An 18837-nucleotide genomic window follows, 5' to 3' on the forward strand; every position below is an offset into this window, starting at 1 on the left:
AAGTAATAAGGTTTAGATAATAATATTGTTTTATGGCGTATTCAATCTTTGCGCTAAACTTCTGCAAAACATATATTAAGAATGGTTTGACCATACCCTAAAGGTCACAAAAGGTCTTAACTAGACCTGGAGTGGATCAAAGTTAGTGAAGCTCCGAGAGCCGGAATAGGAACTCAAACTGATTTTGTAAATCTACTTTGTTACCTGACTTGGGCGACCCCTAAGTAAAGAATAAAGTTGGAAGCAGATGATGAATGAGAAAATCTGTTCCACTCTTAGCTTCTCCAACCTGATCAGTTGGGATGCTAGCGCCAGCTAGGGCGCGATAAAAATACTTCACAAGCAATAAGCTTGGGCCCAAGCTTCAAATTGTTAATACAATGAAGAAGCAACAGGTTTCAATTGATGTATCCATTGAAGTGCATAAGATCCTTTGGGTCTTATTTCTAATTCTTTGGCTACTCTTTTAAAGCAAATGAGGCTGCGCAGTAATGCGTAGCCTTTTTTATTTCAATGCTCTACCAACCTGCTCACTAATATCCATATTCAATAAATCAGCATACCGCTGGGTAGTCTTCACATCTGCATGTCTTAGCCAGCGTTGTACAGTGTAGATTGGAACTCCGGCGCGTAACAGCTCAATACAGCAAGTATGCCGGAGGCTGTGAATGTTCAAGTATGTCTTCTTTGGAAGAGCCTTTTTCAAATACTTGTTAAACAGCCGGTTTGTATGTCTTCTACAGGAATGACCAAATAGGCGGTCTTCATCTGAGCTACATTCTGCAAGTTTACTTCGGGCAATCTCTTTCAACGGTTCTACACTTTCAATTGGCAGTACCTGCTTCTTTTTACTCTTAGTAACGAAGTGGGCATTACCTATGGTTATCTCCCAGGTATCAGTATTAACATCACCGACCCGTAAATTCAAAGTTTCAGATAACCTCATACCAGATAATCTTTGCCAGTGTATAAAATCAACCAACCATAGTGCATTTCTGTTATTTGATTGTCTGCCAGTTGTTAGATCCTTGGCCACTTTAGCACTGATATAACTTGCAAGCTTTTCAATGTCTTCTTTGGTGAAGTAGTTGATACTTTCTTCCTGCCCAATATTTGATTTAAAGATCTTCAGCTTGCCCACTTGATCACTCATGAAATACTTTTGTTCATCACACCAGTTAACAAAGGCTGTGATCTTCGCTCGGTATCCAACTCTTGTGGAATATGCTTTGTCGCCCGCATTTATAAACTTATTAAAATGGTATTCAGTTGCTTTTTCAATCGGAAGACTTCCAATCTTACGTCCCATTTTCTTTAGTAGTTTACCATTTGTTAGGATTGTATTTGCAGACCAAAAGGTTTTAGATTTTTCATCAACATAATGATCGATTAGCTCTTTCAAACTTGAGAATTCGTGCTGCTCCTCTTTACTTTCTGTTTTCCAAGGATCATATGCGCCGGTTACATATTCAGCTTCTAGTTTTCTTAACAGCTTTCGCGCAGCTGTTTTAGATGAGGTTTCTGTTGGTATCTGTTTAAGCCTGGGATTTCTTTTGCTATCACAAAATTGGATATAGTATTTCTTTCCTGATTTTATAAGACTTGCCATAAATTGGAAATTTTATGACTTACGTACTGAGATTATACTGAGATTTTATACTTTTGCTCCAAAATCGGCCCCTGCGGGAATAGCTCAGTGGTAGAGCACAACCTTGCCAAGGTTGGGGTCGCGAGTTCGAATCTCGTTTCCCGCTCAAATAAAAGGCAGTTAAGTAATACTTAGCTGCCTTTTTTGTTTTCAGTAAGGAAGTTTGTTCATGTTTCGTACTGAGAATACTCCTATTTTTCATGTCCATCTTTTTAAGTTCTCAATTAGCAATATATTAATAGTTATTAGGGTTTTGGGTAGCATATATATTAATTATTAGCCTTATTTTTTATATGTTAAGCTTGCAGGAATTTAAGATGTCTGTACGATGTTATATCGTAAGAACTCAAAAACGTAAAATTAAATAATAGATACATGCCAACTAAAACAGCAGATGCCGTCTGGAAAGGAGACCTAAAATCAGGAAAAGGAACCATGAAACTCGAGAGTGGTTCCTATGAAGGAAAATTTACCTTTGCTACTCGTTTCGAAGATAAATCAGGCTCAAATCCGGAGGAATTGATAGGAGCCGCGCATGCAGGTTGTTTTTCCATGGCTTTCTCCAACGAATTGGACAAGGCCGGATTTACTCCAAATTCCGTAGAGACACATGCAGAAGTGACTATAGATGGTGGTGAAGGAGCCATAACTACCATTAAGCTGACAGCCAAAGGGAATGTTCCCAATATTGATAATGATAAGTTTCAGGAGATCGCAGAAGCTGCGAAAAACGGATGCCCGGTCTCCAAAGCATTGACCGGAGTTGATATCAAGCTTGATGCAACTCTTGTATGATCTTCCTTATACATTTTTACTTAAAAGCCCTTCATTCATTGAAGGGCTTTTTTTAGTTTAAAGAAATTCATTTTCATTAGAGTAGCTGAATTGATTTATTCATTTAACAGGCAGATTATCAGTCTGTTTCTAATTATTGCATTTACATTTTCTTTTTCGCCGAAAAATGTTCAGGCTGAAGTAGGATTTATTTCAGTCCTACAGGATTCAGTAAAAGCCGAGGGATTGTTAGAAAAGAGTAAAGAGGCTTCAAAAGTTGGGGATTACGACCGTGCTATGCAATTGGCCCAAGATGCAGAGAAACTTTATCTGATTAAAAATGATGATGAAGGTATAGCCAAAGCTTTGACTTATCGGGCAGATATTTTGATCGATCAACAGTTGCCGGATCAAGCTTATGATATTGTTGTAGATGCATTGGAAAGATTCTCCAATACTACACAAGTTGCTCAATTCCATAACATATTGGGTACGACGTATAGTTTACTGGAAGAACCTCTGAAAGCCGGTGAGCAATATAATACTGCCATGCAGTACTTGGATCGATTGCATGAAACTGAAGCGAACAGACTTAGAGCAGGGATACTTCATAACCTTGCAGTGATCTACAGGGATATGGGGCAAACAGAGCAGGCCCTGAAAAATTATCTTGAATCAATTGATTATGCTCGGTCAGTAGAAGACAGTGCTTTATTGGCTGTAGCGTATAATAATTTGGGTTTGGCATATAGCGATAACGAGGAGTACGAAAAATCTAAGTACTATCTGGAAAACTCACTTGAACTTGCCAAAGAACGTAACTCTCAAATTGACATTTACAGGGCTCATCTGAATCTGGCAAACACACTTGGTAATATGGGTGAGTATGAGGTTGCACTCACTAATTTTGATCGTGCACAAGATATTATTTCAATATTAAGACCGGGTACAGACTCTCCTATCATAATGCACAACAGGGGGGCAACGCTAGCCAAGATGGAACGCTACCAGGAAGCAGAAGATCTGTTATTCCGATCGTTAAAGATATCTGAAGATCAGGCTATAAACGAAGGTATTTATTATAATAATTTCGTGATAGGTAACATGTACTCTGAACAAGCGAGATTTGAGGAGGCTATTGCATACTTGAAAAAAGCGGAATCAGTTGCTGAGAGCTCTTATAACATCAATCTAAATATAGAAGTAGCTAAGGCTTTGCATGAAGTCTATGCTAAGAATGACGACTACGAAAATGCATATAATAAAATTCTGAAGTATTCTGCATTATCTGATAGTGTAAATAAGGTTGAAAAAGACAGGGAACTTGCAAATGCTGAAAACTTTCTTGAATTGGGAAGACAAAATGAGATCAACAGCTTACTGCAGGAAAAACAAATAAATCAGGAACGGCAGCTCCGTAATCAATTGATACTCATCATAGCAAGTTTATTGGTGATTATATTGATCTCAGTACTGCTATATAAGATGAAAAAAGCATCTCATGAAAAAGAGATAATGTATGATCAGCTTAAGAGGCAGAAACAGGAGTTGGAAGAACTGAATAAATCAAAGGATAAATTATTTGCCATTATTTCCCATGATCTCAGATCTCCTTTGATGTCAATGCAGGGTATGTTAAGTCTGATAAAGAACGACTTTTTAACACAGGATGAAATTAAGGAAATGGTCCCCGAGCTTGAAGCTTCATTACAAGAAAATTCAAATGTAATGGAAGACCTATTGGCGTGGGCTAAGGAGCAATTGTCAGGTGTTGAGCTTAATTTAAGACTAATAGATATTTCTGACTTGACAGAGGATGTTCTCTATTCGCAAAAATTTATAGCTGATAAAAAGAAGGTGGATCTGAATTCCGAATCCATTAATGTATCTGATGTAAAAGCAGACTTTAATGCGCTCTCACTTGTAGTTCGAAATCTAATTTCCAATGCTATTAAGTTCTCAGAGCCCGGTGATAGAATAACGGTTTCTGCTGAAGAACTAACGGATCACGTAATTATTAAAGTAAAAGACGAAGGTATCGGCATCCCTGAATCTGCCAAAGACAAGGTCTTTGAAAATAAGAATTGGACCAGGGAAGGTACTCAAAATGAAAAAGGAACCGGATTTGGGCTAAGCCTCAGCAAAGAATTTGTAGAGCGAATGAACGGGAAGATATGGTTTGAAAGCAAAGTGGGAGAGGGAACTGAATTTTTTGTGGAGATCCCGAAAAGTTTGATCTGATCATGAGTGAGTTGTTAATAACCTGTAGAAAACTTGTTCCTTATCCGATTCCCGAATAGTCCCATCATTTCTTATCTTATTGTTTATAAACACTCATTATTTTTGGAGCTTTGAATATGAGCGATAAACCTCGCGAGTATTGTGGAATATATGGTATCTATAATCACCCTGACGCTGCCGTGCATACTTACTATGGTCTGCACGCCCTTCAACACAGGGGGCAGGAATCTGCCGGCATTGTAACTTCTTTCTATGATAAAGAGAAGGAGCGGCCGGTCATGCCCGCTTACAAAGATTTTGGGCTGGTTCTCAATGTCTTTAATAAGTCTAAGGTGTTTAATAAGATCCTGAAAGGTAATAATGCTATTGGGCATAACCGGTATTCCACATCAGGTTCCTCTAAAAACCCTGCAAATATTCAGCCGTTTCGTGTTCATTACAGGAATGGCAATCTTGCTATTGGTCATAACGGGAACCTCTCGAATGCTAAGCAGATTCGGGAGCGTTTCAGAAAGGAGGGGGTGTTATTTCAAAGTACATCTGATACCGAGCTTATTCTTCATCTGATATCACATAGTTTATATGAGGATCAAATGGATCAGATCATGGATGCATTGCGTCAAATTGAGGGCGCATATTGCCTTGTAATTCTTACTGATGATAAACTCATCGCAGTGCGTGATCCTAACGGATTTCGACCCCTTGCCTTGGGTAAAGTAGATGGTTCATTTTGTGTGGCTAGTGAAACTTGTGCCTTTGATATCAACAATGCTGAGTATCTAAGAGATGTGAAACCCGGTGAGGTGGTGGTTATCGATAAGGAAGCAGACGAAACCGGTGAACCTAAATCATTTTTTATTCCACCTGCGAAAGGAACAAGTACCAGTCAATGTATTTTTGAATACGTTTATTTTTCCAGGCCAGACAGTATGATTTTCGGGGAAATGGTGGATAAGATCAGGAGGAATCTCGGTAAAAAATTAGCAACGGAACATCCGCTGGATGACGTTGTTAAGAACGATAAATCCGGAAAACAACCTGTTGTTTTTTCAGTTCCAGATTCAAGTAATACAGCCGCACTTGGGTATGCGTCCGAAAGTCAGAAATTGGGTTACGATTGCCGTTACGATATGGGGTTGATCCGTAATCACTATGTTGGGCGAACCTTTATTTCACCCGGCCAAAAATCCCGTGAGCAAAAGGTAAGAACCAAGTTTAATCCTGTTCGTGGAGTTATTGAAGGCAGGCCAGTTATTATCGTGGATGATTCAATCGTTCGCGGGACCACTTCCCGTTACCTGGTTGATATGATCCGGGAATGTAATCCATCGGAGGTTCATTTTCTTGTCAGTTCTCCACCAATTATCAGCCCTTGCTATTATGGAATGGACTTTCCAAGTCCGGACGAGCTTATAGCCAATAAATTTGACCGTAATATTGAAAAAATGGCCAAAGAAATTGGCGTTGACAGCCTTCGCTACTTGTCTGCTGAAGGATTGGTCAACGCGGTTAAAGAAGCAAATCCATCGGAGCATGGTTACTGCACGGCATGTTTCACCGGAAATTATCCGGTTCCGGTTAATTTTGGTGTAGAAAAAGAGGCTAACGAGCTTATCTGATGTTCAATAATCAAGCTAAATTCATTACAAGTGCCACTAAATTAGAAGAGTGTCCGCCACCGGGATTACCCGAAGTTTGTTTTGCAGGAAGATCTAATGTGGGTAAATCTTCACTTATCAATACACTGCTCAATAAAAAAAATCTGGCTAGAACATCTAATGTACCCGGGAAGACCCAACAGATGAATTACTATCAGATCGGTGACGTCTGTTATTTTGTGGATCTTCCGGGATATGGTTATGCTAAGGTTCCTAAGAAGGAAAGGGATAGATGGGGCAAGAGTATTCGCGATTATCTTCTGGATCGTGAGCCACTCAAGCTGATTCTACAGGTAGTTGATGTCAGGCACGACCCCAGCCAACTGGATGAAGATTTTTTTTATTGGATGGCCATGAATGAAAAGCCTTTTGCAGTGGTACTTTCCAAGTCCGATAAGATCTCTAGGAATAAGGTCAATCAGTCGAAGGCTAAAGTTCGGCGCATTATGAAGGAAATGAACATTGAAGTTCCTATACTACCATATTCATCCAGTTCAAGAGAAGGAACTGAAGATATCAAGTCACTGATCAAAGAGTTCGTGACGGAAAGCTAATCGAAATCACCCTTTTTGTAGCGTTCTATAAGCCGGCTTTCGTTCAAACGTTTAAAATTTCTAAGCTTTTCTTCGGCTTGTGAGGCGACCGTCATTTCCCGTTTACCAAGTGCCCCTCTTGTTTTAGCAAGATACCAACCGGCAGTAGACATGGCTGCCCTGGCTCCGGAAGCCGCACAGTAGGTAGTCAACATTGTTTCTTTGTGCGATAATTTTGCTAGTTTTTCGAAAGTCGTGACTGTCCAAAGCTCCTCATTAACTTCCGGAGAAAAGGCGTCATGGAAAATGAAATCAGCTGAAATATCGGCTTCGATGAAATCATCGAAAAAACCATAAAATAGGTTTAATTCAATGTTTAGGTTATCAAATGGTTTAATCAAATTCATTCCCGGTTTTAATGAGTCAAAGATAACAGGAAGTGAATTTTTTATTTCAGGATCCGAAATATGATCTTTAAAATTGATATTTGAAGCCGTTTGTTTGTCGATGGGAAAGGCTTCAATAGAATAGAATTTTACCTGCGTATCAATATTATTTTTTTTGAGGTGATCTGCCAGCAAAAGAAAATTTAAGCCGGTTCCGAAACCGATTTCTAATATGGTCAGGGAATCAGTATTGTTAAGTGACTCAAAGAGGCCTGATTGCTCAAAAAATACGTAGATACTTTCTGAAGCAGCACCATTGGGATTATGATAGTACTGATCAAATTTCTCAGAATAGAGTGTTGTGGAGCCGTCTTTAGTAGTAAGTATGCGTTCGCTCATGTGGGAATTTCAGAAAGTATGTATTTCCGACAAAGATAGCTCATAATGAACGGTTATCGCAAAGAACTGAGAGTAACTATTTGATGGCTTTCACCGAAACAGTTCCATAATTAGTCTTGGCAGTTATCATGTGAGTACCTGTACCAATAGTTCCGGTTGCACTGCCAGTTTGAAGAGTGCCATTAAATTTTAATTCGGAATCGATCTCGACATTACTGCCTTTCAAGATGAGTTCTGCGTTTGCATCTTTACTGATCCATATTGTGATCGAACCGGCTCCGGTTTGGGTATTTACAGGCCCATCTAGTGTAGCAATACGAAACTCAATGTTACCACCATTAGTAGACGCAGAAACGCTCCCCTTATGCTCAACGATCTGCAAGCTTCCTCCGCCTGATTGCAGATTCAGTTCCCCTTCAAATTCTTGAACCCGAATATTCCCTCCTTTTGAAAAAAGAGTCATCGTTCCGTCAGAATCTTTTATCTCAATATGGCCCCCTCCGGTTTGAGCCTCAACATTTCCGGATAGATTATTTAAGGTGATGTGGCCGCCATTAGTTTTGTATACCTGAACACCCATAATATTTTCTGAAACTATGTGCCCGGCCATGGTATGAATATCTACCTGCATGTCTCTTGGCACTTCCAATTTACTTTGTATTTGGATGTTCTGATCATCAGATCTCTCGGTTTTGGGTATTAACTTAACGGTGGTACTTTCCCCATCTATATTGAATTCTGTAGCTAATTGGGAACGCAGGTCGTTAAGGGACGGGAGCTTGCCTGAAGCCTCTATGATCAGGTTTTTTCTACCGCTTTGATTTCCTCTAACTTCTACAGAACCAAAAGGAAGCGTGAGATTTGTCTTGTTATTTTGAGCGGAATCAAACGATTTCGCATAGTGATAAACACCCGGGCTTTTAGCAGTCCAGCCTTGCTGGTTTTTAAAAGATTCCGGATCTACAGTCAGAATTTTACTTTCAACATCAAAATTAACTTCCAGACTCTCCTGATCCATTTCTTTAATAATCTCGTCTATCTCTTTTTCAAACTCTGCACGAATTTCCATTGGAAGAATATTTGTCAGGTTTTTTAAATTTTCTAAATTTTGGAGGTTTTTTAACTTTTCAAGATTCTCCAGGTTCTCAAGATTTTTTAGGCTTTTTAGCTGAAATACATGAAAATTTTCACCATTAAAGCTGATGCCAAGAGAATCGGAATTCACTTTATTTTTACTGGAACCAGGACCGTTGGAATTACTTTCGATCAAAAAGATCGATACTCCTATAAATAATAAACCGGCTAAAATTATTTCCCATGATGTTGTTTTCATATATAGATCATTAGTTAACAGTTGATAATACGATCAAGCCCACATAAAGTTACGTTCGCTCTTATAATATTCTTATTATCTGTAAAGATTGAAACCAATTAAAATTCTATGCATTCCCGTATAGCAAAACTTGCAAAAAAATACTTTTCGGAGACTATAGAAACCCGTCGTTACCTGCACCAAAATCCGGAGCTTTCCTTTAATGAATTTAAAACAACAGAATTCATTGAATCAAGGTTAATGGAGCTTGGCATCCCTTATGACAAGCCTTTGGAGACGGGGTGTGTCGGTATTATAAAGGGCGGAATTGAGTCAAAGCGGGTAATAGCACTACGAGCAGATATAGATGCTCTGCCTATTTATGAAGAAGGTATTGCCAAGCAGGAGTTTATTTCAAAAATCGAAGGTGTGGCTCATTGTTGTGGGCACGACGCTCACACAGCAAATCTATTAACAGTAGCCCGCATTTTGAGCGATCTGAAAGACGAGATCAAGGGCACCGTATTATTAGTTTTTCAGCCTGGGGAGGAAAAACTACCTGGTGGCGGCAAATTACTTACAGAAACCGGGTATTTTCAAAAACTTGGAGTTGATGCGATCTATGGCATACATACTTCTCCAATGCATCCTGCAGGATCAGTTGCCACGAAGGTTGGTCCACTTATGGCATCTACATCTGAATTTGAAGTGGAGATCATTGGGAAAGGAGGTCACGCAGCCCGGGCTCATGAAACTATTGACCCGATCGTTTTAGCTTCACAATACATCAACTTGGTTCAAACCATTGCCAGCCGTAATGTAGACCCCACCGAACCCGTAGTTGTTACTATTGGGAAGGTCGAAGGTGGTTCAGCACATAACATCATACCTGAAAAGGTCAAACTTTGGGGCACCGCCAGAACTTTGTCTCCGATAACGGAGAATTTAGTGGTCGAAAAGCTTGAAACACTAGCTAAAGGAATCACTGAGGCAGCCGGTGGAAATTATAAGTTTCAGTTCAATAGGGGGTATCCTGCGGTAATAAACACGGAGAATGAAACGGAGGTAGTACTGAAGGCAGCAGGGAAACTTTTGAGTGAAGATAAAGTCATTCAGTTACGCCGACCGGTAATGGCCGGAGAGGATTTTGCCTTTTATCAGAAAGAATTTCCGGGAGCTTTCTTCTTTGTGGGAAGTGCCAGCGAAGAGGCTGATTCTGCTTATCCCTGGCATCATCCAAAATATAATGTGGATGACAGATTCTTTGAAACAGCTACTCCATTGATGGCAAGTTTGATATTTGAATAATACGTTTGAAACATGATAAAGGCGGAACGATCTTTTTGGGAAAAAGTACTCTATGATCAGAAGTATGATCTAATCGTAATAGGTGCAGGATTAACCGGTCAGTCAGTGTCTTATTTTTTTAAAAAGAAACATCCCAACAAAAAAGTTTTGGTCCTGGATAGAGGATTCTTCCCGATAGGAGCAAGTACTAGGAATGCCGGTTTTGCATGTTTTGGTTCTCCCACAGAGCACATGGCTGATTTGAAGATCGAAGAGGAATCGAGGATTATCGATAGGATCAGAAAGAGGTTTGATGGACTGCAGCTTTTAAGATATACCTTGGGAGATGACAATATTGATTACAGAGAACCCGGCGCGTATGAAATATTTACTGATGTGGGTATTTATGATAAAGCAGCTGAACAGCTACCAATTTTTAATCGCTGGCTGAAGGAAGCGGCAGGAGTCGATAATGTTTACCAGAAAACAACGCATAATGGTTTTAAAGCGATAGGTATTAAGCATGAAGGTTGTCTACATCCCGGAAAGATGATGCGAACGCTTTATCGTAAGAATATGAGGCTTGGGGTTGAATTCAGGTGGCAGGCTAAAGTGGAAAAGCTTGATACAGCTAGTCGATCTATACTTTTGGATAACGGCATTGAGCTCCATTCTGAAAACATAGTGATCGCAACCAATTCATTTACCTCTAAGCTTTTATCGGATATTGAGATAAAACCGGGTAGAGGTTTTGTATTTGTTACCAAACCAATTTTTGATCTAAAGTGGACTGGGACCTATCATTTTGACGCCGGTTATTATTATTTCAGAGGTGTTGATAATAACAGATTTTTATTGGGCGGCGCTCGAAGTTATGACATTGATGTAGAAACAACGACAGAGTTTGGGACGAATGAACGGATCAAAAATCACCTTTTAAAGTTTGCAAACAGCGTACTGAAGCTTCCTGCCGGTTGGGAAATTGACACTGAATGGTCGGGCATAATGGGTTTTACCCCTACGAAAAGTCCCATATTGAAAAGCATTTCAGATGGTGTGCTACTTGTAGCCGGACTCAGTGGAATGGGTATCGCCTTAGGTATGCAGCTTGGCAAAGAAGCGGTTGAAGAACTTACATAAATCAGATCAACGATGGATTTTTTATACCTGATAGCTTTTATAATTCTCGGATTCGCAGGAATGGAGATCGTCTCTTATTGTGTGCACCGATGGTTATTTCATGGTTTGTTGTGGAATATTCATGAATCGCATCATAAACCTGATCATGGCCTGTTTGAATTGAATGATATTTTTTCGCTCATTTTTGCCTCCATTTCAATTTGGTTGATGATAACCGGCGCAGATACGACGTATAGTACTCCCGCTTTTGGAGTTGGCACCGGAATAGCTGTTTACGGGATACTTTACTTCATTATTCATGACTTGTTTGCACACAAGCGGTTTATGCCGTTTAGAAGTGATAATAAACTTATGAAATTGATCAGAAGAGCTCATCAGCGCCACCATCAGGATGTAGGCAAGAAAGGCAATGAGCCATATGGGTTATTTCTATTTCCATATGATAAGTACTCCGAACAAAAGCGTAAATTTGATAGGAATTAGGTTATACTGTAATACATTTTTACTGAACCAAGATATTTTGCAAGGTGAATTGTATTTGCTATGAGGCACGGTGTTGAACTAAAGATTGTCAATATTTTATCTCAACTTCTATTTCAGCAATTTTGCCTTCAATTCTTTCATTTGATCAAAATGTCGTCGTTGATGAGCTTCCGTTACACCTAAACAAGCGGTTAATGACATGGGGATTATTTTTATGATAGGATTTCTAGCCTTAATTTTATTCAGATCAAGCCCCTCGAGTTTAGCTCTCTTTACTGTATGAATGAACGAGTCCTGTTGTTTTAGAAAATCTGATAATTCCTTTTCAGTATCCATGTGAGAACTTTTACCGGGCTCAAAAGAGGAAACAGTGGGTAGTTTACGACGATTTTCAGGACTAACCTGACCAATGAACCACCTGAATAAGAAACCCGGGGTAAATGGCTCCTCCCCCTTTGTCAGTTCTTCATCATTTTTATCAAGAGCCTTTTCAATTTGTTGGTAATATTCATTTCCTGCCTGTATCAGATGACTCAAGATCTCTACCATAGACCAGGAATCTTTAGCCGGTTTCTGTTTCAATATTTCATTTTCAGTTTCTGTAATCAGAGAAGTAGCCGTGTCTTTTGCATCATTAAATGCTTTCAAGAAATAATCGTATGTGTAACCTGAGTTTTTCATAACCAAATCTTTATGTGGTAAAATTATTCAAAACAAAGTATTAATCGTTTTATATGTGGTTTAAATACTTTTTCTTACAACCATACACAAAATTAAAATATCTATATATGCAATCTCTGAAAATACGCACCGGGTTAATACTATTATTCACATTGATGTTTACATCATGGACTACGGCTCAGGGAGTGCTGAGTTTCGAAGACGTGATGAAATTTGAGGACATTGGCTCGATCCAACTCTCAGATAATGGTAACTGGGTGACTTACGAGGTCTGGCCCGACAGGGGGGATGGTCGTGTTGAAGTTAAAAGTACCAACGGTCGAAATACCTATTCGATCGACCTGGGAGCATCTCCACAAATTACGAAAAGTGGAAATTGGGTCGCAGCTTTTCGTAAAGTTCCACTTAAAGTACAGCTCAAGGATGAAAAGAATGGACCACAGAAGGGCTTGTCACTCTTGTCTACAGACAATGGTAATACTTTTTCTTTTGACAGTGTGAGTTCTTTCTCTTTTTCAGAGAGCGGAAAATGGTTGGCAATTCATCATATGCAAAGTAAGGAAGTGGCTGATCTTAAGTCAGAAAATCAGAGACTTGGTAAAACTCTGCGATTAAGAAATCTGTCTTCAGGGCAAGAATTCGAACTCCCATTTGTAGATGAGATGACATTCGACAGCCTATCAACTTATCTTGCATATTCTGTTGTTGATACTACAGATTCAGAAAATGGGTTGTATATTTTTGATCTGGATTCAGAACAAAAGAGGATTATTGATTCACAGGAAATGGCTTATTATTCAAACCTGACGTGGGATCATGACCTTAAAAAACTTGCGTTCACAAAAGCATCTTATGACACCTCGTATGTTGAGACCGATGCCTCTTTACATATTTGGAACAAGGAGAATGATGAACTGAGGAACTTAATTTCATTGGAATCGGAGCAAGTAAAAGAAGGGTTTGTTTTAAGATCAAATAACAGACTTACCTTCACGAATGATGGAAAACGTCTTTTCTTTGGATTGATGGATGCAGAGATGGCTGCTTTGGATGCAAATAAGGATGATGAGGAAGATATTGATGTTTATGATGTAGATGATATTGTGGATGACCGTGGCCTTGACATCTGGCACGGGGAAGACCCTCAGATCAAAACCCATGAAAAGAAAACATGGAACTCCCGAAAAAATCATCTTTTTACGGCGGTTTATCATTTAGAAAATAGTGAGTGGGTACAGCTTGCAGATCATGATATGCCTGATGTAAGTGTTGATCATAATCCTAATATCCTGATAGGAAGTACGGACGAACCCTATATGCGAGAGAGAACCTGGGATGGTAGTTATCGGGATTACTTTTTTGTGGAGCCAAAAACAGGAGAAAGAACACAGTTTCTCGAACATTTTGGAGGGTGGGTGAATCTTTCGCCTCAGGGTAAATATGCTTCCTATTATCAGGATAAGCATTGGTTTTTAGTGAATACGCAATCAGGTGAAACAAAGAATATTACCCAAAATATGGATGTCCCATTTTATAATGAGGATCATGATTACCCATCGGCTGTACCCGGTTATGGCATTGCCGGTTGGATAGAAAATGATCGCGCAGTTTTGATCTATGATAAGTTTGATATCTGGCGATTCGAGACCTCAAACGGAAGCTCAAGAAATATTACTGCAGGAGAGGGTAGAGATACAGACCGTATCTTCCGAATAGAAGATATGAACAAGGACAGGGACGAAGCTTTTAAAAATAGTGAAGAACTTCTTCTGACTTCCTATCATGACCTGAATAAAAATTTCGGGTTTTACTCAGCCAGGGCTAATCGGTCAGGCGTGAACCGATTACTGGAGGAAGACAAAAAGTTCACTTTTATAAAGAAAGCTGAAGATGCATCAACCGTTCTTTACAAACGGGAGGCATACGATGAATTCCCTAACATATGGGTTGCGAACAACTGGAAATTTGGCCGTAAAGACCAGCTTACGCAATTGCACATGGATCTAAAGAATAAATGGAACTGGGGCAGTGCTGAACTAATAAACTGGCTGAGTGTTGATGGAGTATTTACACAAGGAGTCGTGATCAAACCGGATAATTATGATCCCAACAAACGCTATCCGATCATGACCTATTATTACCGCTTTTTTACTGATCGGCTGCATGATTTCAACGAACCAAAGACCAACCACAGGCCTGTTTTTGCGCAGTATGTAAGTGATGAATACGTTGTGTTTTTACCGGATATCAGGTTTGAGATCGGTCGCCCGGGACTTTCAGCAACGAAAAGTTTGGTACCCGGAATACTTAAACTTGTTGACATGGGAATTGCAGATGAAGATAAACTTGGTTTGCATGGGCATTCATGGAGCGGTTATCAGACAGCTCATATGGTAACTCAAACTGATATCTTTGATGCAGCTGTTTCAGGAGCCCCCGTCAGTAATATGACAAGTGCTTATAGCGGTATTAGATGGGATTCCGGTTTAGCCCGGCAGTTTCAGTATGAAAAGACTCAAAGTCGAATCGGTAAAACACTCGTCGAGGCTCCACATCTCTATATCGAGAACTCTCCCGTATTCTATGCTGATAGGATAAACACACCAATGCTGATCATGCATGGTGACGCAGATGGTGCGGTGCCTTGGGAGCAAAGTATTGAGTTATACCTGGCCATGCGACGCTATGACAAGGATGTGGTATTCTTACAGTACCATGACGAACCGCACCACCTTCAGAAGTTCTCCAACAAATTAGATTATGCCATCCGCATGAAAGAGTATTTTGATTATTACCTGAAAGGGGAAGACGAACCGGAGTGGATCTTGGAAGGGGAAGCTTATAAAGGAAAGTGATCATCCGGTAAGGAACATTCAACATTCAATAATTATTACTGTCTCGCTACTGACGCTCTGCGTTGGAGCGAGATATTAATCGTTACCTTTCCATTCTGCTAAAAATCGATTAACATATTCTTTCATGAAATGATGTCGTTTTTCCGCTAACCGTCGACCGGTGTCAGTGTTCATCCGATCCTTTAGCAGAAATAATTTTTCATAAAAATGATTAAGGGTAGGGCCAATGCTGCTTTTGTATTCTTCGAATGAATGGTGTGGTTCGGGAGAGACTTCAGGATTATAAAGCTCCCGTTCCTTATATCCGCCATAAGCGAAAGCCCGGGCAATCCCAATAGCTCCCAAAGCATCAAGGCGATCAGCATCTTGTACTACCTTACCCTCGACCGTTTTCATTGGGGTTTCCACCTCGGCTCCCTTAAAAGAAACGTCCCCGATGATATCACATACGTGTTTAATAACCGGTTCCCTGACATCTAGGTGTTCCAGCCATTTTCGTGCGGTGGCCGGACCTATTTTCTCATCTCCTTCGTGGAATTTATGATCCGCTATATCGTGAAGGAGGGCTGCTAGTTCCACAATAAAAAGGTCAGCTTGTTCCTTTTCAGCCAGTTTTAATGCCGTATTCCGAACGCGGTGAATATGCCACCAATCGTGTCCGGAGCCTTCTCCTTCCAGTTTTTGACGTACATAGGTTTCGGTTTTGGTAAGAGCCTCGTTCTTATTCATTCTAAAAATCCATACAACTACACAGTTCATCGATCACATCTATTTTCAAAGAATCGATACGCGCCAATGATTTTTCTATGGTCACTTTCTCAACTTTTCCTTCGCGCAATAATTGTTGGATAATTCCAATTGCTCGCTTGGCGATGTCCGGTTCGTAATGGAGGTTATTACCAAAGATCAGTACATCCACGCCGGCGTTAATAGCTTGTTGAATGGCTGTTTCTAGTCCGTATTCTGAGCGGATAGCCTCCATCTGCATGTCATCAGAAAAGACGACACCGTCAAACCCAAGTGAGTCCCGCAGCAATCCGTTGATGGTTTTATGAGAAAGGGTGGCCGGCCAAACAGAGTCTATGTTGGCGTTGAAAATATGGGCAGTCATTACGGCTCGAATTTCATTTTCTGCGAAGAGTTTTTTGTAGGGAATGAGTTCCTTTTCATCCCAGGTATCGGTCACATCCGTAAATCCTAAATGACTATCAGCAGTCGAGCTTCCATGTCCCGGAAAATGCTTCAGCACCGACAGGATCCCTTCTTTGGAAAACTCATCAATTACATATCCGGCATGTTCAGCTACTTTTTTGGGATCAGCTGAATAACTGCGTTCCAGTTTTCCGATCACCGGATTGTCGGGATTGGTGTTAACATCTACAACCGGTGCAAAATTGGTATTTGTTCGTACCACCATAAATTCCTGTGCCATGAGGCGGGAATAATGCCTGGTGGAATCTTCATTATCAAGATTCCCTAAATATTCCGCAGAAACTGACTTTGGAAATCCTTTACTTTCCTTGAGCCGGCTCACCAAACCGCCTTCCTGATCTACTGCGATAAAGGGAGAATTTGGTGTGGCTGCAATGATGCTGTTACTGAGCTGCATGAGCTGGGTGGGATCTTTTATATTTCGGCTGCGATCTCCGGTGATCACGTCCCGGTCAAATAAAACAACCCCGGAGATATTACGCTCGGAGAGGTCTTTGTAAATGGTACTGTCTTCTGACAATTCGGTGCCACGAAACCCTATCATAATCATTTGACCGAGTCGCTGTGTATCTATAATTTCTTGAGTTGGTTCTGTATCGGCCTTTTGGCATGCTAAGAATCCTGAGATCAATAGTATGGTGATAATAGATCGGATCATCATTCAGTCGTTTGGTTGTGTTCTTCTAGGAGGGAATCAAAAACGGTGGTAAAATTAAAAGAGGCTCTGATATCGTTGTATCTGGCAATTTTTCCATCCGGATCTACAAGAATATAGAATGGAATTCCCCCGCCTTTATAGGCCTTGAAGGTTTCTTCATCAAATCCGTCACCACCATAAAGTTGAGGCCAAGGCAGATTCAGGTGTTGCAGATCTTGTACCCAAACTAAACTGTCAGCTTCATTTGATATGCCAATAATCTCAAGTTCATCCCGTGAGTAATTATCGTAGATGTCTTTCATATGGGGGAATTCCTCGAGGCAAGGCTGACACCAGCCGGCCCAAAAGTCAAGAAGCACGAATTTACCACGATAGTCATCCATGGTGTGGATGTTTCCATCTATATCAGGTAGTGAAAAGGGAATTGCAGGTTCACCCGGTGATACGGATTTGATATCTTTATAGAAGTTTTTCAGAAACTGTGTATACACAGGATAATCACTGAAATTTTGAAGGTAGCTCTCATAACTGGGTTGTGCTTTTTCAAGCGGTTGTTCGCCGATTCTTTCTGCTATCAAATACATTTTTGCATGTGCCAGAGCGTCACGGCTTTTCATATGATCTAAAACCTGAATGCGCTTCTCATTTAGCTCTTCATATGCTACCCGTTTAATGTCATATTCTGAGAGATCCATACCATAAACTGTCTTAACACTGTCATAAATTCCAAAAGTTCGTGCATAGTAATGTGCAAAATCACGGATGCCGGCTCGCTGTGCTTTCAGCGATGCGATAGTGAAAAAGTTAAGAGAATCGGCCTCTGCGAAAATGGCTTTTCGGGCTGAATCTGGATTAAAATTTTCATAGAACCGTTGATTATACTCAACTGATCGAATACTAAATACCAGATGTTCACCAATAGCCTTTAGATAATAATCTTGCAGAGGTGTGCCTTTTAGGTATTGTTCAGCAAGCTCATATTTTTTCTCACTAATTTTTAGGAGATCGTTGTCTTGGCCTGTTTTGATTTTTTCCTCTTCAACCGGAATCTTTTTTTCTAAATCAGTAATAGCTGTAAGGTAATCAGTATATTTTTCGTCCCAGTCTTCTTCGTATCCGTCAACTTTTACATTTTTCGGGAAAGTGGATCTCTCAATAGTTAACAAAAGTTCACTTCCTGATGTTAGGTATAATGGATACTCTTTATCACCAATAAAAAGCAATCTTATCTCACTGGAATCGAGTTTTGTTGTATACTCAAAATGATCGCTCTCACTTACGTTAAAAGTATCCTGAAAAATAGGAGCATATTTATAATGAACGGGGATTTGCTTTAGGATCAGGTTTGAATCCCCTAAATAATCAATATTACCGGAAACTTGAGTGTCTTTTTCACATGAAGCAAGTAACGCAAAGGAAAGGAGCAACAGGAATTGTTTACGGTACATCATTAAATTGGTAATTAGAATAGGTTAATTAGGCGATTAAAGATAAAAATGTGTGTAACATTAGTACTACCTGAACACTCTTTATAATAAGAAAACGAGACGGAAAAATTTTTTTCAAAAAA

15 protein-coding genes and 1 tRNA gene are annotated in these 18837 nt (G+C 40.0%); 9 read left to right on the top strand and 7 right to left on the bottom strand.

All coding sequences use genetic code 11. The features are described 5' to 3' along the window. Positions 1-505: 505 nt before the first annotated feature. Positions 506-1609 carry a tyrosine-type recombinase/integrase gene (locus tag ACKGJO_RS00990; protein WP_411321534.1) on the bottom strand — a complete coding sequence of 368 codons (1104 nt, stop codon included), beginning with the start codon at positions 1607-1609 and terminating at the stop codon, positions 506-508. A gap of 73 nt (positions 1610-1682) precedes the next feature. On the opposite strand from ACKGJO_RS00990, the gene ACKGJO_RS00995 reads away from it, so the two are divergent. The 5 genes from ACKGJO_RS00995 (at position 1683) to yihA (ending at position 6875) form a co-directional block, all read left to right on the top strand. Further along, positions 1683-1754 (top strand) — tRNA-Gly (locus ACKGJO_RS00995). Positions 1755-2023: 269 nt separating this feature from the next. Next, positions 2024-2443 carry an OsmC family protein gene (locus tag ACKGJO_RS01000; RefSeq protein WP_411321535.1) on the top strand — a complete coding sequence of 140 codons (420 nt, stop codon included), beginning with the start codon at positions 2024-2026 and terminating at the stop codon, positions 2441-2443. A gap of 90 nt (positions 2444-2533) precedes the next feature. Continuing rightward, positions 2534-4663 carry an ATP-binding protein gene (locus ACKGJO_RS01005; protein WP_411321536.1) on the top strand — a complete coding sequence of 710 codons (2130 nt, stop codon included), beginning with the start codon at positions 2534-2536 and terminating at the stop codon, positions 4661-4663. Between the two features lie 116 nt (positions 4664-4779). After that, positions 4780-6282, top strand: coding sequence for an amidophosphoribosyltransferase (purF, locus tag ACKGJO_RS01010; protein ID WP_411321537.1), 1503 nt, complete (start codon positions 4780-4782; stop codon positions 6280-6282). Then, positions 6282-6875 (top strand): ribosome biogenesis GTP-binding protein YihA/YsxC, encoded by a 594-nt coding sequence (gene yihA / locus ACKGJO_RS01015; protein WP_411321538.1) that lies wholly within the window; start codon positions 6282-6284, stop codon positions 6873-6875. The genes purF and yihA overlap by 1 nt, the downstream gene beginning before the upstream one ends. Here yihA and mnmD read toward each other — a convergent pair. Both mnmD and ACKGJO_RS01025 read right to left on the bottom strand, forming a co-directional pair. Beyond that, positions 6872-7639: a tRNA (5-methylaminomethyl-2-thiouridine)(34)-methyltransferase MnmD gene (gene mnmD / locus ACKGJO_RS01020; RefSeq protein WP_411321539.1), complete on the bottom strand. Its 768-nt coding sequence runs from the start codon at positions 7637-7639 to the stop codon at positions 6872-6874. The two genes, yihA and mnmD, sit on opposite strands and share 4 nt — an antisense overlap. 76 nt (positions 7640-7715) lie before the next feature. Continuing rightward, a complete protein-coding gene (locus tag ACKGJO_RS01025; RefSeq protein WP_411321540.1) occupies positions 7716-8972 on the bottom strand; it encodes a DUF4097 family beta strand repeat-containing protein in 1257 nt (418 codons plus the stop codon). A gap of 108 nt (positions 8973-9080) precedes the next feature. Here ACKGJO_RS01025 and ACKGJO_RS01030 point away from each other — a divergent pair, with 108 nt between their 5' ends. From ACKGJO_RS01030 to ACKGJO_RS01040, 3 genes are read left to right on the top strand one after another with little or no spacing between them, the layout of a single operon-like run. Continuing rightward, a complete protein-coding gene (locus tag ACKGJO_RS01030) occupies positions 9081-10259 on the top strand; it encodes a M20 metallopeptidase family protein (RefSeq protein ID WP_411321541.1) in 1179 nt (392 codons plus the stop codon). Between the two features lie 12 nt (positions 10260-10271). Then, positions 10272-11378 carry an NAD(P)/FAD-dependent oxidoreductase gene (locus ACKGJO_RS01035; protein ID WP_411321542.1) on the top strand — a complete coding sequence of 369 codons (1107 nt, stop codon included), beginning with the start codon at positions 10272-10274 and terminating at the stop codon, positions 11376-11378. Positions 11379-11390: 12 nt separating this feature from the next. Further along, positions 11391-11861 carry a sterol desaturase family protein gene (locus ACKGJO_RS01040; RefSeq protein ID WP_411321543.1) on the top strand — a complete coding sequence of 157 codons (471 nt, stop codon included), beginning with the start codon at positions 11391-11393 and terminating at the stop codon, positions 11859-11861. A 108-nt stretch (positions 11862-11969) separates the two neighbouring features. Here ACKGJO_RS01040 and ACKGJO_RS01045 read toward each other — a convergent pair whose 3' ends face one another. Continuing rightward, positions 11970-12542 carry a DinB family protein gene (locus ACKGJO_RS01045; RefSeq protein WP_411321544.1) on the bottom strand — a complete coding sequence of 191 codons (573 nt, stop codon included), beginning with the start codon at positions 12540-12542 and terminating at the stop codon, positions 11970-11972. A 107-nt stretch (positions 12543-12649) separates the two neighbouring features. On the opposite strand from ACKGJO_RS01045, the gene ACKGJO_RS01050 reads away from it, so the two are divergent. After that, positions 12650-15397: an alpha/beta hydrolase family protein gene (locus ACKGJO_RS01050; protein ID WP_411321545.1), complete on the top strand. Its 2748-nt coding sequence runs from the start codon at positions 12650-12652 to the stop codon at positions 15395-15397. Between the two features lie 75 nt (positions 15398-15472). Here the strand turns inward: ACKGJO_RS01050 and ACKGJO_RS01055 are convergent, their stop codons facing one another. Genes ACKGJO_RS01055 through ACKGJO_RS01065 form a run of 3 tightly spaced genes read right to left on the bottom strand, consistent with a single transcriptional unit; the run spans position 15473 to position 18718 of the window. Then, entirely contained in the window at positions 15473-16126 is a 654-nt protein-coding gene (locus tag ACKGJO_RS01055) for an HD domain-containing protein (RefSeq protein ID WP_411321546.1), read from the bottom strand. 1 nt (position 16127) lies between these two features. Then, positions 16128-17267 carry a glycoside hydrolase family 3 protein gene (locus ACKGJO_RS01060; RefSeq protein WP_411321547.1) on the bottom strand — a complete coding sequence of 380 codons (1140 nt, stop codon included), beginning with the start codon at positions 17265-17267 and terminating at the stop codon, positions 16128-16130. Further along, complete coding sequence (locus ACKGJO_RS01065) at positions 17267-18718, bottom strand: TlpA family protein disulfide reductase (protein ID WP_411321548.1); 1452 nt, start codon at positions 18716-18718, stop codon at positions 17267-17269. The genes ACKGJO_RS01060 and ACKGJO_RS01065 overlap by 1 nt, the downstream gene beginning before the upstream one ends. Between the last annotated feature and the right edge of the window lie 119 nt (positions 18719-18837).

This window comes from Gracilimonas qinghaiensis (assembly GCF_046602855.1).
GTDB lineage: Bacteria > Bacteroidota > Rhodothermia > Balneolales > Balneolaceae > Gracilimonas.